The organism is Amycolatopsis sp. CA-230715, from assembly GCF_018736145.1.
Lineage (GTDB): Bacteria > Actinomycetota > Actinomycetes > Mycobacteriales > Pseudonocardiaceae > Amycolatopsis.
This window is the reverse complement of the sequence record NZ_CP059997.1, coordinates 4,728,737-4,749,728: the sequence shown is the minus strand read 5'-3', so window position 1 is coordinate 4,749,728 and position 20,992 is coordinate 4,728,737. Positions and strand designations below refer to the sequence as shown.

The 20,992-nt window shown below is 67.8% G+C and carries 24 protein-coding genes and 1 pseudogene; 7 read left to right on the top strand and 18 right to left on the bottom strand.

Annotated elements, in window-relative coordinates:
• Nucleotides 1-27: 27 nt before the first annotated feature.
• The 10 genes from HUW46_RS22730 to HUW46_RS22685 form a co-directional block, all read right to left on the bottom strand.
• A complete protein-coding gene (locus HUW46_RS22730; protein WP_215549189.1) occupies nucleotides 28-1,422 on the bottom strand; it encodes a helix-turn-helix domain-containing protein in 1,395 nt (464 codons plus the stop codon).
• A 21-nt stretch (nucleotides 1,423-1,443) separates the two neighbouring features.
• Nucleotides 1,444-2,454, bottom strand: a complete 1,011-nt coding sequence (locus HUW46_RS22725) for an SAM-dependent methyltransferase (protein ID WP_215549188.1) — start codon at nucleotides 2,452-2,454, stop codon at nucleotides 1,444-1,446.
• Nucleotides 2,451-3,101 (bottom strand): HAD family hydrolase, encoded by a 651-nt coding sequence (locus tag HUW46_RS22720; protein WP_215549187.1) that lies wholly within the window; start codon nucleotides 3,099-3,101, stop codon nucleotides 2,451-2,453. The genes HUW46_RS22725 and HUW46_RS22720 overlap by 4 nt, the downstream gene beginning before the upstream one ends.
• A complete protein-coding gene (locus tag HUW46_RS22715) occupies nucleotides 3,095-3,652 on the bottom strand; it encodes a hypothetical protein (protein WP_215549186.1) in 558 nt (185 codons plus the stop codon). Before HUW46_RS22715 ends, HUW46_RS22720 begins: the two co-directional genes overlap by 7 nt.
• Before the next feature lie 60 nt (nucleotides 3,653-3,712).
• Nucleotides 3,713-3,964: a hypothetical protein gene (locus HUW46_RS22710; protein WP_215549185.1), complete on the bottom strand. Its 252-nt coding sequence runs from the start codon at nucleotides 3,962-3,964 to the stop codon at nucleotides 3,713-3,715.
• Nucleotides 3,965-4,022: 58 nt separating this feature from the next.
• Nucleotides 4,023-5,090 (bottom strand): hypothetical protein, encoded by a 1,068-nt coding sequence (locus HUW46_RS22705; RefSeq protein WP_215549184.1) that lies wholly within the window; start codon nucleotides 5,088-5,090, stop codon nucleotides 4,023-4,025.
• 928 nt (nucleotides 5,091-6,018) lie between these two features.
• Nucleotides 6,019-6,759: an SDR family NAD(P)-dependent oxidoreductase gene (locus tag HUW46_RS22700; RefSeq protein WP_254126453.1), complete on the bottom strand. Its 741-nt coding sequence runs from the start codon at nucleotides 6,757-6,759 to the stop codon at nucleotides 6,019-6,021.
• Nucleotides 6,728-8,107, bottom strand: coding sequence for a helix-turn-helix domain-containing protein (locus tag HUW46_RS22695; RefSeq protein ID WP_215549183.1), 1,380 nt, complete (start codon nucleotides 8,105-8,107; stop codon nucleotides 6,728-6,730). The genes HUW46_RS22700 and HUW46_RS22695 overlap by 32 nt, the downstream gene beginning before the upstream one ends.
• 210 nt (nucleotides 8,108-8,317) lie before the next feature.
• The gene (locus HUW46_RS22690) at nucleotides 8,318-8,686 is read right to left on the bottom strand and encodes a DUF397 domain-containing protein (RefSeq protein ID WP_254126451.1); all 369 of its coding nucleotides are present in this window, start codon (nucleotides 8,684-8,686) and stop codon (nucleotides 8,318-8,320) included.
• A complete protein-coding gene (locus HUW46_RS22685; protein WP_215549182.1) occupies nucleotides 8,683-9,573 on the bottom strand; it encodes a helix-turn-helix domain-containing protein in 891 nt (296 codons plus the stop codon). Before HUW46_RS22685 ends, HUW46_RS22690 begins: the two co-directional genes overlap by 4 nt.
• Before the next feature lie 1,146 nt (nucleotides 9,574-10,719).
• Between HUW46_RS22685 and HUW46_RS22680 the strand changes: the two genes are divergently transcribed.
• The 6 genes from HUW46_RS22680 to HUW46_RS22655 are packed head-to-tail and all read left to right on the top strand — an operon-like array spanning nucleotide 10,720 to nucleotide 13,030.
• Nucleotides 10,720-10,983, top strand: coding sequence for a hypothetical protein (locus HUW46_RS22680; protein ID WP_215549181.1), 264 nt, complete (start codon nucleotides 10,720-10,722; stop codon nucleotides 10,981-10,983).
• Nucleotides 10,977-11,534, top strand: a complete 558-nt coding sequence (locus HUW46_RS22675; RefSeq protein ID WP_215549180.1) for a hypothetical protein — start codon at nucleotides 10,977-10,979, stop codon at nucleotides 11,532-11,534. The genes HUW46_RS22680 and HUW46_RS22675 overlap by 7 nt, the downstream gene beginning before the upstream one ends.
• Nucleotides 11,534-12,028 (top strand): hypothetical protein, encoded by a 495-nt coding sequence (locus HUW46_RS22670; RefSeq protein WP_215549179.1) that lies wholly within the window; start codon nucleotides 11,534-11,536, stop codon nucleotides 12,026-12,028. Before HUW46_RS22675 ends, HUW46_RS22670 begins: the two co-directional genes overlap by 1 nt.
• On the top strand, nucleotides 12,025-12,249 hold the full coding sequence (locus tag HUW46_RS22665; protein ID WP_215549178.1) for a hypothetical protein: 225 nt from the start codon (nucleotides 12,025-12,027) through the stop codon (nucleotides 12,247-12,249). Before HUW46_RS22670 ends, HUW46_RS22665 begins: the two co-directional genes overlap by 4 nt.
• A complete protein-coding gene (locus HUW46_RS22660) occupies nucleotides 12,246-12,809 on the top strand; it encodes a DUF6624 domain-containing protein (protein ID WP_215549177.1) in 564 nt (187 codons plus the stop codon). Before HUW46_RS22665 ends, HUW46_RS22660 begins: the two co-directional genes overlap by 4 nt.
• Nucleotides 12,806-13,030, top strand: a complete 225-nt coding sequence (locus HUW46_RS22655; RefSeq protein WP_215549176.1) for a hypothetical protein — start codon at nucleotides 12,806-12,808, stop codon at nucleotides 13,028-13,030. Before HUW46_RS22660 ends, HUW46_RS22655 begins: the two co-directional genes overlap by 4 nt.
• Nucleotides 13,031-13,817: 787 nt before the next feature.
• On the opposite strand, the gene HUW46_RS22650 is transcribed toward HUW46_RS22655, so the two are convergent.
• From HUW46_RS22650 to HUW46_RS48410, 5 genes are all read right to left on the bottom strand, one after another.
• Nucleotides 13,818-15,305, bottom strand: a complete 1,488-nt coding sequence (locus tag HUW46_RS22650; RefSeq protein ID WP_215549175.1) for a tyrosine-type recombinase/integrase — start codon at nucleotides 15,303-15,305, stop codon at nucleotides 13,818-13,820.
• A gap of 83 nt (nucleotides 15,306-15,388) precedes the next feature.
• A complete protein-coding gene (locus tag HUW46_RS22645) occupies nucleotides 15,389-15,664 on the bottom strand; it encodes a helix-turn-helix domain-containing protein (RefSeq protein WP_215549174.1) in 276 nt (91 codons plus the stop codon).
• Between the two features lie 168 nt (nucleotides 15,665-15,832).
• Complete coding sequence (locus tag HUW46_RS22640; RefSeq protein ID WP_254126450.1) at nucleotides 15,833-16,657, bottom strand: hypothetical protein; 825 nt, start codon at nucleotides 16,655-16,657, stop codon at nucleotides 15,833-15,835.
• 215 nt (nucleotides 16,658-16,872) lie between these two features.
• Entirely contained in the window at nucleotides 16,873-17,412 is a 540-nt protein-coding gene (locus HUW46_RS22635; RefSeq protein WP_215549173.1) for a recombinase family protein, read from the bottom strand.
• Nucleotides 17,413-17,637: 225 nt separating this feature from the next.
• Entirely contained in the window at nucleotides 17,638-18,156 is a 519-nt protein-coding gene (locus HUW46_RS48410; protein WP_254126448.1) for a hypothetical protein, read from the bottom strand.
• 391 nt (nucleotides 18,157-18,547) lie between these two features.
• On the opposite strand from HUW46_RS48410, the gene HUW46_RS48405 reads away from it, so the two are divergent.
• Nucleotides 18,548-18,748 carry a hypothetical protein gene (locus HUW46_RS48405; protein ID WP_254126732.1) on the top strand — a complete coding sequence of 67 codons (201 nt, stop codon included), beginning with the start codon at nucleotides 18,548-18,550 and terminating at the stop codon, nucleotides 18,746-18,748.
• A 159-nt stretch (nucleotides 18,749-18,907) separates the two neighbouring features.
• On the opposite strand, the pseudogene HUW46_RS48400 reads toward HUW46_RS48405, so the two are convergent.
• The 3 genes and pseudogenes from HUW46_RS48400 to HUW46_RS22615 all read right to left on the bottom strand — a co-directional run.
• A pseudogene (locus HUW46_RS48400) lies at nucleotides 18,908-19,405 on the bottom strand (DNA cytosine methyltransferase); the annotation flags it as partial.
• Between the two features lie 153 nt (nucleotides 19,406-19,558).
• Nucleotides 19,559-20,314 carry a deazapurine DNA modification protein DpdA family protein gene (locus HUW46_RS22620; protein ID WP_254126446.1) on the bottom strand — a complete coding sequence of 252 codons (756 nt, stop codon included), beginning with the start codon at nucleotides 20,312-20,314 and terminating at the stop codon, nucleotides 19,559-19,561.
• Nucleotides 20,311-20,886 carry a VUT family protein gene (locus HUW46_RS22615; protein ID WP_215549171.1) on the bottom strand — a complete coding sequence of 192 codons (576 nt, stop codon included), beginning with the start codon at nucleotides 20,884-20,886 and terminating at the stop codon, nucleotides 20,311-20,313. Before HUW46_RS22615 ends, HUW46_RS22620 begins: the two co-directional genes overlap by 4 nt.
• Nucleotides 20,887-20,992: the final 106 nt, after the last annotated feature.

Here is a 20,992-nt window from a genome sequence, read left to right as displayed (position 1 = left end):
ATGAACGGCATCGGCGGCAGGGCCCGGCTATTCGAGGGTGTCGTCGAGTTTGGTCACCGCGCGCAGGGCGGGCTTGTCGTGTCCCGGCACGCCGGTCCGGCAGGGCTCGCTGGGATTGTCGCTGCTGGTTATCGAGGTGCCGATGACCCGGGCCTGGATGTCGTTGACGATCAGCGCGGCGAACTGGTCCATTGGAACCTTCAGGCCGACGGCGAAGCCGACCAGTAGCGGCACGGTGTGTATCTCTCGTAGGCCAATCTCGACATGTTTGATCAGTTCTTCGCTATATCGCGAGGAATTCGCCAGAGAATTCCGCGTGATACCGCCTCGCACGCGCGCCTGCCGGAGACGAACACCAAGCGGCATGGCCTGACCGTCGGCGGATTCGGCAGAGGAAAATAATATGGCCGCGACGTTCTCATTGACGGGAAATGAATACGAATATGGGTTCGACAAATCTAGCCTGAGCGCGGACCACTGGGGACCCCGCGCAACGAAATCGTCTACAGCGAGCAACACCAACTGGATCGGATCGACCTGGAGCGGACCCGCCAGATGTACCAGTGTCGGAATTCTCGGTTTTGTGAACGGCTCCTCGGCCTGAACGACGCGATGCCGTCCTATGTGCGCGCGCCGGACCAATTCCCGCTGGGACAGTCCTCGGGCTTCCCGTAGCACTCGCAGTCGGTATCCGAGAGGGACTAGAGGAAGGATGTCCCGGTCGTGAGCAAGGTGCAGCCTTTGCTGAAACGCCCTGTCCAGGGTCTCGTCGTGCAGTGCTGTTTGGATGTCCAGCGGCGATAGCGACTGTCCCGACTCCGCGGGATTTGTGGTGTGGCGCTGGCTCAACCCTCCACGTACCGGGACAGCGGAAACGGGGTGTGCGAGGTCGCGAGTCGGTTCGTCGGATCTGTTATCGGCCATGCGAATCGGGTGCTCCAAGTGGGATATGACTCCATGTTTCGCGCGGATCGGCTCACCGGACGGGCGGTTGTCAGGTAATTGGCTTGTGTGCTCGACCGACGTAGCGAAGCTCGCGAGCCTGGCAGCGGGAAACGGGGCTGTGGCGGTGTTCCGATGTTCCGACTGCTCTGGGCATGGCAGCGGGTCGAGGGTGTCGCTCGATGCCCTGGGATGCGACGTCGGTCGTAAGTAGAGCCGTGGCCGTAGGCTCTGGACACGGGGCAGCGGCAGTGTCGGCTGCTCGCTTTCCGGGTTGGTGTTCCGCAGGTCCTGGTCGTAGGTGGGCCAGACTTGGCGCGGTTGTTTTCGCTCCGCCGCGACGCGAGCGGTGATGGCCGCTACCGAGTCCGGACGGTTGTTCCAGCGCTGCCGCTGTCGACGGGCGCGGACTCGCAAGGCGAGCACCGCGATGACCAGCAGCAGCGTGGCCGACAGACCGACGAGGAGGGTCGGGCTCATCGTCACACCGGTCGTTGTGGATCATGGTGCGCCCCTCCGACTGGCGTCGGGGCGGCGTTCAGGAATACGTCCGACTGCGGCCAGGGTGTAGGGCGCGCGGGGGTGGCGGGTCTCCTCCGGCTCGGGCCAGCACCGGGTCGTGGTGATGCCCGGGTCGAGCAAATCGAGATCGGCGACCAGCCGGGCGAACTCCTCGACGCTGCAAGGTCGCGGGTGTGGAGGCACGCACCGCTGGTGTGCTCGGCACCAGCGGGCGGTGACCGCGCGCAAAGCCACGAGATCGTCGGCGTTCGCGGGCGCGAGCAGCGGTTCGTCCGTCAGGTGCGTGATCGCGACAAAGCTGCCCGGGTGCAGGCGTCGCGCCAGGCGCTGCGGCACGGAGCGGCCGTCGATCTCGGGTTCGGCGAAGTGCAAGAGGTCGACGCCCAACACGCACGCGCGCTGGTCGAGATCGAGCAGTCTCTGCTTGGCCAGGTAGGTGAGCATTTTGCCGACAGCGAAGACGTTTCCCCGCACCATGGCCGATCGGTGCCGAGCGTTGGGGTCGTCCTCGAGGTCGCCCTGCCCGTATGCGACGACGAGCGGGTCGTGGTCGACGAGCACGATCGTGGGCTCCTGGCCTGCATCCGCGCCGATCACTGCGGCGCGTGCCGCGCTGGTATGCAGATGCCCTGAGCCCAGCTCCACGAACTGGGTAATGCCTTCGTCGATTGCGCACTGGATCACCCGGGAAGTGAAAGCGCGCCGCATCCGCAGTGCTGTTTTCGCATAGGGGGCGATGCGTTGCAGTTCCTCAGCGATCACGCGATCGAGCGGCCATGCCCGGTCGCCCTCGGCGACGATCGCGTTCTCCACCCGCGAGATATGCGGATAACACGAGCATATGAACGGCAGTTCGCCCCACTGCTGCTGCTGGCGAATCCGGAGACCTTGCCCGATAACCGCCGCCCCGCATCCGCCGTGCGAACGGAAACATTGTCCGTTCCAGTAGTGTCCTTGCTCCTCGTGGATCGGAGAGATCGTCACGCTCACGCGGGTGCTCCTGCCAGCTCAGCGACGTGCTCAGCGGCGCCGGCCAGATCGGGCACTACGGCGATCCGCGGGTCACGATGAACGTCGTCCGGCACGTGGACGTCGCGAGTGTTGACGAGCACAGCGGCCCGGCACCCGGCGGCGAGCGCTCCCCAGACGTCTTCAGGAACCCGATCGCCGAGGTGAACGATGTCGCTAACCGGTACCCGATACTCGGCGGCGATCGTGGTCCAGCACCGGCGCTGGGGTTTACGCGCCTGCAGCTGGTAGCTGGTGTAGACCCCGGCGAGGTGCTGCCCGCACTGGTCGAGAAGGTCACCCATCCTGGCGGGCCCGGCGATGCAGGAGACGTTCGACAACACGACCACCGGCGCCAGGGCCGCGAGGCGTTCCAAAGCGGCCAACGTTCCTGGATAGGCGGTGAACCCACCAGTCGGCCAGATCTGGGGCCAGTCGGAGGGGCTGATGAGCAACCGCTCGCGCACCAGCTCGGCGACCTCGTCAGTGAGTTCGGGAACGACATGCAGGATGTTGCGGTCGATCTCGGCCGCGCTATCCGGCGCCAGCGCGATGTCTCGCAACACCTCCGCGGTACCCGGCCGGTCGAACGAGCCGAGGGTGTGGCCCACATCGGTGGTGATCAGCACCAGGCACCTCGCACTCGACGACGCGACCCGGGTACGGCAAGGCGCGCTGCCACCGCCGCGGCCACGATTCCCAGGGCCTTGTGCAGCCGCTGATCGAGGTCGTAGAGCGCGGTGCCCGGCCCGGAAGCATCCGGTTCGGTGTCGGGCTTGCGCATCACGGTCGCGTACGCGATGAAGGTGTCCTTGTGGTTGACCCGCTTCGCCAGCCACAGCAGGAAACGACGCCGGTCGATGATCCAGTGCGTCCCGAAGTTGATCACCGCACCGGCCAGCCGGGCACGCCACGGCAGCCGCAGGCCGAGGACGCGCACGACGGCCTCGGTGACGACCAGCTGCCCGGCCGCGTAGGTCAGCACATGGCTCGTGGCCGCGCGGCGCCCGACGACGCGGGCCGGCACCGCAGCCTCGTCCTCGCGCGTGCCGTCGACTTCGGAAGCCGGTGTGCCATCGCTGGGATACACCAGCTCGTCGCCGTGTAATCCTTTGAGGACAGGCGTCTTTCGGCCGCTGCAACCAATGATCCGCCCACAGGTGCAGGCCATGGAACGCACTTGCGAGCGCTCCGAACAGCGCTACTCGTTCCACGGCGCGGTCCGGGAAGGTGGCCGTGCTCATCCGCCGTGTGCCTCCATGGTGCGGCGGTTACCGTCGCAGCGCTGGTAGAACAGTTCGAGGTAGACGTTCGCGTCGGATTCGCGATCGGTGCGGCGGGGCTGGTCGAGGTCGATGCCCCAGACCTGGACTTCGGCCTGTGCGGGGTCGGCCAGCCACTCGGCCGCGGCGGCGAACACCTCGGCGCAGTCCCGGCCGCTGACTGTCGTGCAGTCCACGGCGATGTCCGCTGCGAATTGTCGGCGTGGCATACGAACCTTCCTCTTCGAGATACTTCGGGTGAACGTGATCAGCGAGCGCGCGTGGCGCTCAGCCGGTTCCGGGAACCGACGGGACGATGCGCTCAGCGCCGAGGTCCTCCGCGCTCTGCTCGGCCGCGACCGGTGTTCCGGTGGCCAACAAGAACTGGCGTGCCGCCGCGGCGACCGAATGACGGGCGGGCAGCGCGTAGCCACCGGCGCTGGCGCCGAAGCGCAGCCACGGCCCGAGCCGCGCCAGGTAGGTCAGCCACAACCGTTCGGCGATCGCGTGAATGTCAGCTCGCAGCGCCCGGGCGGCATGCCAGGAGTTCAGCAGCGACTCGGGCCAGCCCGCGGCGGCTCCTGGCCGTGACGCCACCACCTGGGCCGCGCGTGAGCACTGCGTCAGCATCGCGGTGAACACCTCCGGCGGCGGAAGCTGTCCCTGGACCAACCCGAGATCGGCCACCCACGGCATTACCGGCGCCGCGTCGCGCACCGAGGGGGCAACCGACGCCAACCGCAGCGCGATCGGCAGCACGGCGGACGCTTCGCCACGATCCACCGGATCCCGGTTCAACGACAGGGCGAACGCCTCCGGGTGCGGAATGCGGGGCGAGGTCTGCCCGACATCCAGACCGGCGTCGCGAACGGCAGCCAACAGCCCCAGGCCGTGCCCGTGCTCCCAGCCCATGCGCACCAACCCCCAGGACGGTGCGAGCACGTCGGGTACGGCGTCGCCGGACATCACGATCGTGCGGGCCTGCGGGTCAACCAGCGTGAAACCCAGCGTTGGCGCACACAACGGCCGCAGCACGTGGATTGCCAGCAGACGCTGCCACCACGGCGCGGCCAACGGGCTGCACACCACTCCCGGCCGATCCTGCTCACGCAGTTGGCGCAACGCCACCGCGAGCCGCGACTCCGCGGCCGGTGCGTTGAGATCCGCGGGCACCACGGGGTCGGCCAGCACCACCTCCTCCGCCCCGACCTGCGCTGCGTGACGCAAGCCACGCGCGACCGCCGCACCCCACCCGGCCCCAGGCAACGTCAACTCGACCCGCGATCCCCACAGCCGGGCGTTCTGGAAGGCCGTCCTTGTCCTGTCGTCTTTCGCGGCGCTGGTATCCACCAGCACGGTGCACACTGACCTTGGCGACCCGCTCCCCAGAGTGGCGTGTTCGCCGTATTCGGCCGCAACCGCAACGGTGTCCGGGTGCGCGCGGGCAGGCAGCACAATAACGAGCGGTGGCGATTCGAATTCGCTCGCACTGGATGGGACGGCGCGACCATCGGCGGGGTGGGGAGTCGTCGAGTTGCCAGATGGTCGTGCCGCCCCGCGCCCCAACTCGCTGGCCGACCCCGGGGGATGGATCTGGCCAAGCCGAGGTGAGGACGTCCTCGGCAGCCGTGAAGCCGTCACGGTGCTGCCCTCTGCGATTCGTGACGGTTTCGAGGACATGCCGCCGCACCTCCGCGCCTAGCCTCAACCGCCACGTGGTTCTCTCGCGTAGAGAGCCTTCCTGAGCTTGCGCAGAAAAGGTGTCCGCGGTACGAGGCAACGGGAACAGAGAGGGAGGCGTGGACTGTGTCGGCACCCTCGCACGACGCTCGGGCACGCCAAATTCTGTCGCATCCAAGCCGTAATCGCACCGTCACTCTTCCCCCTTAAGCAGATTTTCCTTGTCCTGGCTGGGACGAAAGAGGCTAAGCACACGATGTCGCGCTGAAGTGCCACCGAAGTCGCACAAGCGCGATCGCGTGTCCTGCTGTTAGCTTCCGCCCGGTCCGGCATCTGTAGCAGAAGGCCGGGTTTGCTCGCTTTCTTGGCTGATCAGATCGGGTAATGAGATTGCGATCTTTGCGCTTCGTGGACGGGAGGGGAAGAGGAAACGTGTAGGCCGCTTGTAGGCCGAGTCTTTAGTGCCAGCTGACCTGAGTCCAGGTCCACTGGTCTGCAGAACGTAGAACCAACTTCACCTGCGAAGCAACCCGTCGCCTGAATGGACGTGATCACCGAGGTGGCTTCGAACAATCTTAGATCGAGGGGCCTACTTTGCCGAGGTTCACCATTCGAGTGGCGCACGGTCATAGAAGAGGCCGCCAGACGGCCCACCCTCGGGAAGCGTGGCAAGCCAGACCGGGGTGTCAGCACCTTGCTGGACCGAGCGTGGCGCGTTCGGTCCGCCGAGGTCAGTCCTAACCCAACCTGGAGAAGCAGCGTTGACGAGAATTCCGGTATCGCTTAAGCGCGCGGCGAAGACGCGGGTCAAGGCGTTTATAGCGGCTTTGCTGATCCGGTATACCGGCTCGGTCGCTCGATTCATGTGATGCAATGACCCAAGGGTGCTGGACATATTAACGATACGGCCGTAGTTATTTATGGTCATCGCCGGTATTACTGCTTCAGACAATCGCCATGCACCCAGCAGGTTCACGTCCATTACCTCTTTGAACACTTCAAGATCGAGGCGCAAGGCGTCGTTTTCTCCGTCGGACACCCCTGCATTGTTGACGAGAATGTCAATTCGACCGAACACACTGAGAACATCTTGAACGGCCTTGTGTACAGAATCGAGCTGGGTGACGTCGAGGTTGATCTCGCGATAGAGATCGGTAGCGCGGTGCCGCTCCACTGCACGTCGTTCGATACTTGGGTCGCGCACACCCGCGCACACGAATATTCCACGAGCCATCAGCTGATGGGTGATTTCTCGCCCAATCCCTCTGCTAGCTCCGGTTACGATGGCGACCTGATTTTGTAGATATGGCATATCAGCAAGCGATCCGTTGGAGCTGTCGATCAAGTTTCTTTACCCGCGGGTCGTCCTTGTAGCGATCGAGGCTGACTCTTCCGGCGCGTATCGTCTCAATTGATCGGACTGACTGGGTTTGGGTTACGAGATCGATCGCTGTGGTGAAATCGCGGCACGCCATGTCGAGTTCGTCGACATCGGCGTACGCTTGTGCGCTGCGCGTGTGATAAATCGTTAGGTCGCGAACGTAGTCGCTGCTCATGGCGCTCAGCGCGGAGTCAATCAAGGGCCTCGCGCGGGCGGGCTGAGACAAGCTCACCCAGCTGGCGCCAGCTTGGGCGTCTAGTTCGGCGTGGTCGAAGTAATAGATCCAGTCCGGGGAGTCGTCGAGGTCGGCATCGGCGGCATCGAGATATCGCTCGGCGAGGTTGAGCTGATGACCACAGCCTCTGGCGTCTCCGTCGATGGCGTGTGCCCGCGCCTTCCGGCTGGCAATCATGGCTCTCAGACGGGCGTTACCGCTGCGGCCGAGGAAGCCTGAAGCCGTGTCCAGGAGGGAGAGTGCGTCGTTTGGGTGCCCGTCGAGCATCACTTGGAAGCTCATGCAGGCGAGAACATGGGCGCCGGCTTCGGGAGCATTCGCCTCGACCGAGGACCGTAGCGCGGTGACGTAATGCTCCTGCGCGGCGGCGTGTTGTGCCACGTCGAAGTGGAGCCAGCCGCATAGGCGGGCCGCTTCGGTGATGTGAGCGAATAGGGCTCTGCCGGTAGTTTCGTCGTATGTCGCCGTGTCCGCGAGGGTTGACAGCCAGCGGAGCTCTGCGCGGGCCAGGTGTCGAAGATCCGTGCCGCCGAAGACATCGTCCAAGTGGCGGAGTTCGGCGAGGCGGCTTCCTAGGCGACCGAGAACCTCACGGCTGAGGCATTCTCCTCGCGCCTCAGGCGCCACAAGCGTCGTTGCTTTCGCTGTCGCCATGCTTGAGGCCCACTCGGTTGCAATCCCGAGCAGGCTGGCGCCCGAGAGGGCCAGAAAGCCGCGACGATCCACTCGATCTCCTGTCACCCAGCGAAGTACCTTCATGGTCCCGGTGATCGACCATGGTGGTTCGACCAGTCGCCCGTGTGTGTTGGTTGCGCACCACACCCAGAATGGCCATCCGCGCTCTGTGACAAGAGTGTGAGGGACGCCGAGCACCGTGGCCAGCACGTGCTGCGACTCGATGCTCGGTGTCTTCTTGCCCGACTTCCACTTCCATATGAGTTGGCGGTCTGCACCCGATCGCAGCCCTTGGCGCGCGAGTTCTCCGCGGTAGGACGAGGCCAACTTGTCCAGCGTCATCCCGCGTTCGCGCAAGACAACGGCGAGCGGATGAAGACGGCCGTCTTCTGCGGTGGTCATCGCGTCCTCCTGCCGGATTTCAGTGCGAGTCGCGGGCGGCAACAAGGTTCGATCGGCTGGTCCGGGTTCGAGTCCTACAAGCGGCCTACGGCTTGGGTCTTTTGCGATCGCGCCTCGCCGTGTGTGCTGGTGGATGGACTTTTCAGTCGATCTCGGGCGGAACGGAGGTGGTGCGAATGGCGTACTTGCGGTGGTTCAGCTCGTGAGCGACTACGCCGCTGGTTGGAGTGTGAACTGGCCGACGATGGCGCCTTCGATGAACGCGGTCCACTCAACCGTTGTGTAGGTGAGTGCGGAGCCGTCGGTGGCGTGCAGGCACACGCCACCGTCAGCCTGGTGTTCGATGCGCAGGGCGTCGTTACTACCCGGAGGTGCCGTGCCGGTGACCTCGGCGAGGAAGCCGGGCCACGCGGCGATGTCGACGGTGAGCACGGGGCCCTTACCCAGGTCTTTTGTGTCACGGACCAGGACGATGGAAGCTTCGAAACGAACTTCGACGCAGCCACCTTGCGAAGGGCTGAAGCTGGACTTGAACCAGCCCGTGCGCGGGTAGGCGCGGTTACTCAGATCTGTGGTCACGCTGCGGCCTCCATTTCGTGGCGGATCTGTTGAATCAGGGTGAGCGACTCGGTGTCGTTGAGCGCAACCGAGTTGGAGGTGTCCTCCGAGCCGAAGACGTCTTCGAAGCTGGCTTTGAATTCGCGGATGACCTGTACTCGGTCGATGAGGTTGCCGGTGATCGCGGTTTCCTGCCAGATGAGATCGGGCAGCAGCGCGTTGTCGAAGCTCAACAGGCTCAGCGGCCCGCCGGTCAGCGCGTGCGCTCCAGCTTCGTAGTTCACCACCCGCACCCTGACGGTGCTGTTCGGCCGGGTGATCACCTCGGTGAGGTGGTCAAGCTGGCGGCACATCACGGCGGGCCCTCCGACTTGCTGACGCAGCGCGCCTTCGGTGAGTACCACGTCCATGTTCAGTCCATCGTCGAGCAGGGCTTGGCGAGCCAGCCTGGTTTCCAGCCGAGGGCCGACGTCCACGGCTTTGATGTACGGACTCCCAGCACGGATCGTCGCGCGAGCGTACTCATTGGTCTGCAATAGCCCCGCGACGTAAATGGGAGCCCACTCGCGCACGGCGCTGGCACCGGCTTCCAGCCCGAGGAAGCGGAGAAACTCCTCGCTGTACAGCTCCCCGTAGTCGTGCCACCAGTTCCGCTGCTCTGCCTCAACGCGCAGGCTTTCGAGTAGCTTGCGGTCAGCGTCATCGAGTTCGTAAGCCTTGGCGAGCTGCGCCAGATTGCTGGCGGTCACGCGGCGCTTACCGGCTTCGATCGCCGAGAAGTTGCTCGGTGCGATCCCGACTCGCTTCGCCACCGCGGCGGCCGTCAGCCCCAGCTCGCCGCGGGCCCGACGGAGCCGAACACCCAGCTCCCACGCTCTCAGCGTGCCTGAGGCGTTTCGCTTCGCCAACTGATGATCCTCTCTGCCGGATGCCTCGGAGGCATGTTCCAAGAGGATACCCACCTTGCTCGATAAGAACACCCAGATGGGCTATATTTGCCAGATAATTATCTGGATAATCTGGCTGCGAAGCTCGGTATTCCCGTGACTGTGGATGCATTCGCGAAGGCCGACAGCCGGACGAAGCGCGGCGACGCACCAAGAGCTGCCGCTGGCGCGGAAGGTGGGTGACGAGCATGAGTAAGACACGTAATCGACACAAGCTCCTGACTTTGCTGGTCAAAGCTGGCTGGAAGCCTCTGCGGAGTGCGTGGACAGTGCCGTGCCGCGATCGCGACGGCCGCAGGTCGTACCTGCAGGTTTCGATCGCCGAGCACGGCCCACGGCTCACCATCGACGGCTCCGATTTCGCGGTGTTCGATCCACTGGCGGCGGGTCGCTTGCGTGCGGCGTTGCGAGGGGCCATCGAACTGCATGCGCGACTCGATGAGCCCGCGCGAGAAGGAGTTCCAGCGCCCCGGAGCCATCCTGGTGCTGTGCCCACGCCGCATCGCGCAGTTCCAGCTGGGCGGCACTCGGTGATGGCTACAGGCCGGGTTCGAGTCATTCTCGGTGAGGACGACGAGGGTGAGCCCAGCGGTCGCCACGCGCTTGCGTCGACACCCGTGGCCACGTCGGAGGCGGCGTGATTCCGGGAGCCACGAAAGCAGTGCGTTGGCGGCTTCACCGGAGTTCGTCGCATGGCGCAGGGGGCCGTGCGGTGACCGTGGGGAAAGCCGTCGATGTCCTCGAGATACCGGTGGAGCTGGCGCGGCCGGTGGTGGCTGAGTCGGCAGCGGGTTGCCTTCGGGGCCCTGTCCTGCGGCGCGGGCCTGGGCGGTGGGCGGTACTGACCGCATCGCATCGGCGGGCCGCTTTCGTGTTGCCGGAGTCGTTGGTGCGAGCCAACGTGCGGCTGTTGCCGGAAGGTGCGCAGCTTCCGCTGCCGCCAAAGCTCTGCGGAGGGGCGAGGACGGGCCCGGGGGACGGCGAGTGGGTGGTGCCACCCGGCCGGAACCAGCTTCTGCCACCGTGCAGCGCGGTCGTCGCGTTGCTGGAACAGGTCGCGCGGGGACAGGCGCTCTCGTGAGCCGGCACGCCCTCGACGACGCTCGCGTGCCCGAGCCGCTGCCCAGCCTCGGCTCGTCGACCAAGTCCGCCGCCGAGCCCACTCCCTCTCCGCCGGATGATGAGGTGTGCGAGCGCACCGTGTTGTTCGAGCAGGTGCTCGAAGGTCTCAATCGGTGGGACACCGACGAGCCACGCCGCACGCTGACGGAATTCCACGACTGGTTCACCCCCACGGTGGCGAGCGATGAAACTTCGCCCGCAGACGAGTCGCCCACATCAGCGTCGGATCCGGGTGATGCACGGTGTTGAGCACGCATCCGTATCCGGCGGGTGAACTGACGGAGATGCGGTGCGCCGCGACCGACTACGCCGCGCACGGCTGGCTCATCTGCCCTGGTGCCCGGGCTCCGTACCCGGGGACGGACGCCTCCGACGCCCGGTCTCTGCTCGAGGAAGCCGATCTGGTGTGCCGGGGAGGGCCCCTGTCCAAGGAGGAGGCGTTCGAGGCGTGGACGGATCGGCCGTGGCCCATTCTCCTGTGTCCGGGCGCGGTGGGTGCGATCGATCTCGGTCCTGGCGATAGCCGGACCGAAGCGGTCCTGCGGGAGGCCGGATGCCTCGGTCCGATCTTGGTTGGGCCGGGCCCGCGCTGGCACCTGATCGTTGACCACGCCCCCGGTCGAGGGGCTCCCGCGAGTCGACCTCCGCGATCGGTACGCGAGGGATGCCTGCTGCTGCCGCCGAGCCGGGTGCTGTCGTGGATCTCGCGCTGGCGGATCAACCCGGATCAGACCGGCTGGTCCTTGCCCGACCACAGCAGCGCGCGGGCCGCGCTGAACGCCGGAACACGAAGGGACTGATGGGCATGTCCGTTGTCTGCTTCGGACCCCCGGCCTCGGCCGGGGACACCCCAGCGCGCTGGTGCGAGTACTACTTGGCCACCTGCGGGCTTCCCGCCCAGCTCGTGGACGACAACCGGATCGTGCTGCGCCTCGGCGGGCTGCTCGGCGCGGTGACGATGCCCGCTGCGCTGGGCCGGAAGGTCGCGCCGAGCCTACGGGTGCGGGCCATGCCCGCCCCGGCGCTGGCGCATCCCGGCGGGCAACGGTGGACGTTCCTGAGCGGGCCGGGCAGCGCGACGCTGGAGCACATGGCCGCGCTAGTGCCGATCGGCGTCAGCGTCGTCGGCGACAACGCCTTGGTGGTGCTGCCGTCGCCGGAGACCGAGGCGCTGGATCTGTGGCGCTGGGTCGACTGGCCCACCCGGGCCGATCTGCCCGCCCAAGCCGCACTGCTGGCCACCACCCGCGCACTAGCCGCCTCAATGCCGCCCGGCTCGATCGGAGAACCATGACACCCGCAACCTCGTTCGAGACCGCCGAAGCGACAACAGGAGCGACCAGCCGCGCGGATGAAGCCGGGGTCGACCTTACGTCTTGGTGGGCGTTGCGCCGGGCTGCGCGCGGACCGCTGCGTCGTCACGACGACGAGCTGTTCACCGACGGGGGCGACGCCTACCGGCCGCTCACGCTGACCACGTCCGGATCGGCGGCGCTGGCAGGAGGACGACCGTGAACAGGGCAAGTATCGACCCGGAGCTCGCCGCGCTGCGTGGCAAGCTGGTTGAACGTGCCGCCGCGGATCAGCGTGTCCGTGCCGAGCTCGACCCGTTCGCTCCCACACCGGAGCAGTGGGACAACGTGCACCGCGTCGACGCGGACAACGTGCGCTGGTTCGCGCCCATCGTGGCGGTGTACGGCTGGCCCGGCCGCCGCGCTGTCGGTGTCGACGGCGCGCACGCCGCGTGGGTGCTGGCCCAGCACGCGCCCGCGCCATACCGAGCCTGCTGGCTGCCCAAGCTGCGCGCCGCAGTCGCCAATCGCGATGCCGCGCCACGCGATCTGGCCTACCTGTCCGATCAGGTCGCGATCGATCACCGGCGACCGCAGCGTTACGGCACCCAGCGAGTACGGATCGGCACCGAAGCTGAGCACCTCTACCCGCTGCGTCGCCCAGCCGAAGTCAACCTCGCGCGCGCCGATATCGGGCTCGACCCGCTCTCCGACACCGCGATCGACACCGCCTACCTCAGCTACAACGAGATCGCCGCGAAAATCCGACGGAATTCGCGATGATCACCCTGCAATGGGGCGTCAGCCCCTACTACCGCGAACGGGCCCACACCGCCCTGCTCGGCACCGATGTCTCCGTGTGCACCCGGCACCTGCACGACGGCCAGCTCGTACTTGACTCACTGAGCACGCGCCGTCCTGTGAACCTGCGGATCTGTCCCGAATGCGCCGTCGGGAGCCTGGCTCTGCTGTACCCCGTCCCGAGCCCGCGACCGCGTACGTAGGCCGGGCAGGCGTTCTAGCACTGCGTAGCGAGTGGACGAAGCTACTTTTTGGCGTCCGCCAGGTGTTGCCCGGCGCGGAAACGGGACATGCTAGTGCGCCCCCAGGACGTCGTCGGTCGCACCGACATGCTCAGCGATCGCGGCGCGACGACGAGCTGCTCGGTGCCGAGGGCTCCCTCGACAAGGAGCCCGAAGGTCCGCAACGCGGGGAGGCTCCGGCTCGGTGCGCCGCGGTCGCGAGGGTGGCGGAGTCCAGGCGGCCAGACAGCACCAGCCCCCGCGCCGACGTGCCAGGGGCAGTGCCTCGGCGCGCAGGCAGGCCAGCCCGTCGCGGGGTGGGCGCCGGGGCGCAGTTCCCGTGCGTGCGTGACGTGCTCACCCGGGATCGGTAGGTGAGCTGGACCGCTCGCCGCGCGGTGAACGCCGCGATCGCGCGTTCGGTCAGCATGACCAGGTCGGTGAAACAGGGGGTGTCGCCATGTTCACCGGTGCCGTCAACTCGAACTCCGAGAGTACGGTCTCGGCCCGCGCTCTCCTCCGTTCGAAGAGAATGCGCTGCGCGGCCTTCGGGGACAGGGGCACCACTCCCTGGGTGCCACCGCAGCACCACATCTGGTGTGTGGCTCCACCGCGCGACGCTCCTTTCCCGACAGACCAACGGGCACGCGGATCGGCGCCTCGACACTGTTGAAAACACGTTATAGCACTGAGAAGACCGGGGCGTGTTCATCCATTGTGGATGGACACGCCCCGGTTTTTCTTTGTTTCACGGCATTCCGGTGGTGCTTCAGGCGACGTTGGGGCGGTTGCGTCGCTGGTTGCGCGGGACGATGGACGCGGCGGCTTCGGCGGTCTCGCGGGCGAGTTCGGGCAGGACGTGGGTGTAGGTGTCGGCGGTGATCGCGATGGTGGAGTGGCCGAGCAGTTCCTGTACCACTTTGAGGTCGGCTCCGGCGGCGAGCATGAGGGTGGCGGCGCCGTGGCGCAGGTCGTGCAGGCGTACGGGAGGCAGCTCGGCGGCGTCGGCGATGACGTGGAAGGCGTCGGTGAGCTTGGCCGGGTGCAGCGGGCTGCCGTCGGCTTCGGTGCACACCAGTTCGTGCTCGACCCACGCGTCCCCAGCCGCCGCGCGCAGTTGCTTCTGGTGTTTCTTCTGCCGCCGCAGCACCAGGGTGCTGGCTTCGTCGAGGGCGACGATGCGGCCGGAGGCGTCGCTCTTGGGTTCGCCGAACTCGGTCCGCCACCCGAGCTGCACGAGCGAGGTGGAGATGGTGATCGACCGGTTGGGGAGGTCGATGTTCCACCACGGCAGTCCGCAGGCTTCACCGCGCCGCAATCCCCGGTAGGCGATGAGGTGGAACAAGGCGTAGTAGGGGTGGCCCTCGGCGTGGTCGAGGAACGTGCCGGTCTGCTCGGGTGTCCACACCATGACCCGCGAGGGCTTCTCCCCGGTGCGCTGCCACCGCTCGACGCGGTCCGGTGTCCACAGCAAGGCTTTCGGGCGGCGCCCGGAGGGCAGCTCGACGTAGGTGGCGGGGTTGAAGGTGATCTTCTGGGCGCGGATGGCGGCGTTGAGCGCGGTGCGCAGGGTGGCGCGGTAACGCTGCATGGTGGCCGCGCCGATGATCCGCAGGCCGCGCACGCCCTTACGGATCTCGGGGTCGTCGCTGTTCCTGGCGGCGGTGATGGTGTCGTTGCGTTCGTCCATCGCGTCGAACATGCGCGAGATGTGGTCGACGGTGAGCGCGTCGAGCGGGTAGTGGCCCAGGTGCGGGGTCAGCCAGTTGGTGATGTGGAACTGGTAGGCGATCCGGGTTCCTTCGCGGATCTTCTTGCGCGTGGTGATCCAGCTGGTCAGCCATTCGCCGACGGTGGGCATGGCGCCGAGGCTGGTGTTGCCCGCGTCGAGTTGTTTGGCGACTTCCTCCGGCGTGGGGAAGGGTTCACCGGTGCGCAGCCGGTTATCGATCAGGTCGCCGATCGTGGCGAGTGTGGTGTCGCCGCGTCGTTCCCCAAGCTCGACGAGGTCGGCGATCTTGTCCAGCTGGTTCTGCGCGTCGGTCTGCGAGGCGAATCCGTGTCGCCTGCGGGTGCGGCGAGTCTTGTCGTGGCGTTTGGGAAGTTCGGCTTGATACGACCAGGTTCCGTGGTTGGAGCGCCACATCCCGTTGGCGCGCTTGAGTTTCGGGCATTGGGAGCCGAGTTGTTTCTTGGTTCCGGGCTGGGTGCAAGTGCAGCGCTTGTAGGTGCTGCCTTTGAAAGTACGTTTGGTCATCGCGGATTTTCCTTTCGCGCAATCCGTGGGTGTCGCGTTCGGACAACGGCCATCGACGCTCTGGTACGCGCAGAGGGGAAGCGTCAGGCATGAGGCTCTTTGTCCAGCCCGAGAAGCTCGACCAGTGGCGCGACCGCGATGCGGTAGCTGCGGCCGACACGGACCGCCGGCACGGGGAAGGTTCCGGTGCGGGCGAGTGTGTAGGCGGTGGTGCGGCCGATGCCGAGTATCCGGGCGGCGGTCATCAAGTCGGTGGTCACTCCGAGTTCGGCGAGCCGCTCGCGCGACCACGCCGGTGACGACGCGGCCCCGGCTGTCGAGTCGGTGGCGTCGGGGTGGGGACGATCGAGGTCGTGCATAGCAACCTCCTCGCGATGAGGCGACAACGGTGGATTTTCGGCGGCAGGGAAGGGGTTTCTCGTGCGTGGCCGGTAATCGGCCGCGATGGGAGCCCGGCACCGTGTGGCGCGGGAACGCCCGGAACGCTGGCTGGCGGCGCTGTCAGGCCCCGGCGCGGGCGACAGGCCCTACGGCACCGGCGCGGTCGCGTCGGTACCGCTGCGGCAGGAGAACGGGGAGCAGCCGTCGGGATCGTCTTCCTCGGCGCTGGGGCGCCCGCGGGTGGCATCGAGGTCGACCTCGTGCAGCGGCAGGAGGGAGCGGTGGATGAAGAACTGGCCGCGCAACGGTTTTCCCTCGGCGATCGCGCGGGGACTGCCGTGGCGGATGGCTTTGTCGAACTCGACGAGTTCGGCCCAGGCCCGCGAGTCGGTGTCACGGATGTAGCGCAGCCGGGAGTTGCCGGAGTACGGGCACCCGATACAGGCGCTTTTCACGACATCACCGAGGCCGTGCTCGCGCAGGTAGGTCTGGCAGTCCGAACGCGACATCCCGAGGTCGAGCAGAGGGAAGATGTTGCGGGTGTAATTCACGTCGGAGTCCTTGGCGCGGTGGACTTCGTCGGTGGAGATACCGATGGCCTGGTCGACGAACACGCCGCGCGGCACCCGCAGCGGGTGTGGATAGCCAAGGATCTCCCGGATCGCCTTCTTGAGCGGTTTGAGCTTGTACTCGCCGGTGCATTGTCGACGCGCCATTCCCCGTGACCCGTCAGGGTTCTTGACGAACAACGGCATGGTGACAAAACGCGCGGTCGAGTTGAGCGCGTCGTCCCGGATGTGGCCCACGGACACGGTGCGAACCGGGAGTCCGGCCTGTGCGCCGATCCGGCGGGCGGTGTCCAGCTGGGCGTAGACCTGCTTGGGTTCCCAGCCCGTGTCGGCGAACAAGGCCGCGTCGAAACGCGGGATCCGCCCTTCGCAGGCGAGCAGGAACGCGGTCAGGCTCTGCACCCCGGCACCGAGGCTCAGGTACCGCCCGCGCGGCTCGCCGGGGTAACGCTCGTGACGTGGGCGGCTCGCGCGTCGGGCGCCGGAGCGGGGTGGGCGAGTCGAGGGGTGGAGCCGGGAGGAGTGGCGCGCGGGCGTCGACGTGCGGGGCGTGCGTGTCTGGCCGGGGCGTGCCGGGCCGGGTCGGGTGGTGGTCATGGTGTGCTCCCAGGAAATGGTCAGGCGGAGAGGTCGTGTGGCTGGGCGAGCAGGCGGTGCCGTAGCGCGCGCCGGGTGTCGGTGGTGGGGTTCTGCGCGGCCCAGAACAGGGCGGTGGTGATCAGGGCGCGGTGGGCCGGCTGGTCGGAGAGCACCCACTGCTCGGCCGGGCGGAGGCGGTTGCTCTCGTCGCGAGTGCGCAGGGCCTGGTAGCCGGTGTATTTGAGATTCGTCAGGATTCTGGTGACGGCCGCGGCGTGCCAGGTGACGCTGGTGCCCGGTGGCGGGTAGCGGTCGGGGTCGTTGTTGAGCCGCTGGGTGATCTGGTCGACGTCGAGCCCGGTGACCGCGCGCCAGTAGAAGATGTGCTGCACGACCGGGCCGCGCAGCGGGTCGGGGGTGAGCCGGGTACGGAGCCTGCCGCTGCCCGTGCGGGTCCCGGCCACGGTCATGGTGCGGTAGCCATAGGGCGGGCGGTGTACGTTCCAGCCTTGGCGGACCAGCGCGGCGGTGGCCTCGCTCGCCCAGCGCGGGACGGGATGCTCCTCGGTGACGTCCAATTCGGCCACCTCGGCCGGAGTTGTCCGCGGAGGGCGCTCGGGTGATGCGGGTACGTCGCGTGGGGCGCCGCGGCTATGCCACGTGCGCAGCCAGCGTCGAAGCTGGCGCAGGACTCGGCTTGGACGGGTTATGGGCATGGCGGGTGCCTACCTTCGGTGCGAGTGCGGTGGGGAGGCATCCCGGCGTCGGGATGGCTGGATGCCGGGGTGCCGCGCCGAGTGGGCTCAGCCGGTCGTCGGGCGTGCGGGTGCGGAGCGGGCCGGACGCGTCCGGGCCGCGGGCCGGACCTTTGTCGCCGGGCGCCGGGGCCGCTCGGTGCTGGTCGCGTGCTCGCGTCGAGCCCGGTTGGCGGTGTGGCGCTGCTGCCGGTGGTTCGACGACGGGTCGGTCTGGCGGCACCCGGGCTGGGTGTGGGCGAGTGCGGTCAGGTCGTCGAGCAGCAACGTCACGGCGTGGCGGGCTTGCGCCGGCATGACTCCGTTGCCCAGCGCGCGCAGTTGCGCGGTGCGGGGCAGGTCGAGGTGCTCGGCGGTGACCCAGCCCGGGGGAAGGCCCATCAGCCACTCGACGAACGGCGGTGCGAGCACGGGACGTCCGTGCCGTCCGGGCTGGGTTGGGTAGGGCGCGGGTCGGCCGGTGATGAGTTCCCAGCGGTGCACGGCGGCGGCGTACTCGCCCCAGTCCACCGGCCCCGCGTCACCGGGTGCGGCGTCGTGGCCGCGCGGGGCTCGGGCGGTTGCCACGGTCACTCACCTCCTTCGGCGCACGCGGCTTCGGTTTGGGTGTGGTGACGGCGATGACGACCGAGGGCAACATCAAGTCCCCCTTCGAGCCGCGCTGCGCCGGGCAGCCTTTCGTGCCGTCGGTCGCCCGCGGGGTCGGCAGAAGTCGTAGAGTGTCCAAAAGAGACGGGCCTCCTTGACGCGACGTGGCGGAGATTCCGTTGGAAGAACCGTCGTGCGCGGTCGGTGTCGGCAGCAGGACCCCACGCACCCGGGGAAAGACAGCTACGAATCCCCCCCCCCCCCCCGAATTTCCGTTGCCGCGCAACACGTTCCGTTCGCCGGTGCCGGTGGCGTGCGCAGTGCGCGGGCGCGGTCGGGAAGAGACGGTCCGCCGCGGTGGGTTGCGTGGGTGCAGTTCTTCGCGTCCGAGGCGGTCGGGGTCGGCAGCAGCCGCACCGAGTCGGTCAGCGTCACGCACCCAGCCGGGATCGGACGCCCCGGTTTGAGCACGGTCTGGATCGCCGCCGAGCGCGAGTCCGCCGCCGTCGGTGTCGGCAACAACTGGGTCGGCTGGATCACCGAGTCGACCGCGTCGTTGAGATTGACCTGATGCCCGCCCGCGCGCCGCCGTACCGGGTCGGCCGGGCCGCGCGGTTCCCCGTCGCGGGCTTGCGGGGTCGGCATCATCCGCGCCCCGTCCCGGCTGGGGGACGGCACACAGGAACACGCGTTCCCGTCGGTGGGCGGCGCCGATGTCGGCGGCGCGTACGCAACGCCAGACCGCGTCATACCCCGCTTCGGCCAACCCGCCGAGTACACGGTCGAGTCCGCCGTTTTTCCAGCGGAGGGCGGCGACATTCTCCACGACGACGAGCCGAGGTCGAAGTACGCGAATGGCGTCCAAGATGGTGTGCCACAGTCCACTGCGAGCGCCTTTCTCGATACCCGCGCGCCGACCGGCCGCGGAAATGTCCTGACACGGAAACCCGGCCGTGAGCACCTCGACCGGTTCGACCGCGGTGAAGTCGACCGCGCGCAGATCACCGAGGTTCGGCACACCGGGCAGTCGTGCGGCGAGGATGGTGGCGGCGTGCGGGTCCACTTCGGAGTACCAGGCGATCCGGCCGCCAAGCACGGCCGCGACGCCGAGGTCAAGCCCGGCCACACCGGTGCACAGCGACCCGATCACCGGCCCCGGGGTCGCCACGAAGCACGCGTCCTCGCCTGCGACGGTTGCGATGTCGCGGTCAGAATGCTGTCTGCTCATCGGTGCACCGCCGCCCTGCTCAGCCGCGGCGTGGGGCTCGTGCTCGCTGCGCGCAGCGGGGCTCGCGCCGGTCGGCGGGTGGTGTCCGGCCGTGCGGAGCCGGGACGTCGTGGCCCGGACCGGTGCGACGCGGCACCCGGGTGGCCGCGGCGCTCACGCGAGGAGCGCGATGGCGCGCCGGGCAGTGTCCGGTTCAGGCGTGCGTGCCAGGCCAGCGCGTAGCGCAGGCAGTTGGCCTCGTTGCGATGGCTGGGTGTGCAGCCGGGCTGGTACCGGCCACTGAAACTCCACGCCGCCGAGTCGCTGGAGGCGATCACCTCGCCGTAGCGCCAACCCCGAGGTCTTGACGCCAAAGCCATGCAGGCGCAGCCCGCGCGCGTGCAGAGCCCGCACGATCCGCTCGACCTCGCCGCTGTGCTGGCGCCGGCACACGCTGCCCACGCCCACCAGCGGCAGTGACGCCAGGTCGACGTCGTGTCGTTCGTAGGAGTCGGCGCACCGCAGATAATCGGCGACCGTGTCACCCTGCGCCACCGGGATGAACGGCAGTTCCGGCGCCAGGTCCCGCAACCGGAGGTAGTTGCGCACGGTGCGCTGCTGATGAGCGCGCAGGCTCAACCCGGTGCGGGCGCGTACGTGCGCCTCGACCATCCAGTCCTGCGGAGCGGCCCACGCGAGATTCCCGATCTCTCCGGCGTACCGGCGTACCGCCGCCACGTAGCTCCGGGCGTCGTATCGCCACCGGCCGTGCAACGCCAACTCGGTGAACCCGCCGGAATCCAGTGCCCATTCACCGACCGCGCGCGGGAAGCTGCGGCGATCGGCCAGACGCCGATGCGACACCAACATCGGAACGCCCAGATCCCGGGCAAGCCAAGAGGGCTGGTGCGTGCCCAAATACACCTTCACGACCGCACCCCCACTCCGCGCCCCAGCGCCGCGACGGCGACGAGCGCCACCACCGTGGCGAGGGCTTTCCCGGCGAGCTGCCCGGGAAGCAGAGCCAGCGACCCGAACGCGCACGGCACGAACACAGCACTGTCCACGAGCAGACCGCCGAGGTTGGAGACCCCGACCGCGAACACCCGCCCACGCGCCCGCGACCAGTGATACAGCCAGGAATCGATGAGTTCGGAGACCCCGAACCCGACCGCGCTGGCGAACGCGATCCGGGGCGAGGCCACGAACGCGGACAGCGCCGACGCACCCGCGATCGCGATGACCGCCCCCGCCATGCCGAATGCCTCGTGCACGGCGTCACGGACGGCGAAGGTCAGCCCGGCCACACAGGCACCGAGAGGAACGACCACGCTGCCCAGCACGGCCAGATGGTGGGTGCTGGCCCAGTTCGCACCGGCCACGGACGCCAGATAGCACCCGGTCGCCACCCACCCCGCGACCGGCGCCACCGCGGGCGAGGGCGTCAGCCGCGCGCGACAAGGGCGGGCGAGGGTGCCGGGTGTGTTCGCCAGCGCGATCATGCGTGCCACTCCACGCCAGGGCGCGGCGAGCGCGTGACAGAGTTCGGGACCGGGCAGCGATGCCGGGCAGCCGCACGCCGAGCGGCGGCGGGACGCCGGTAGCGGG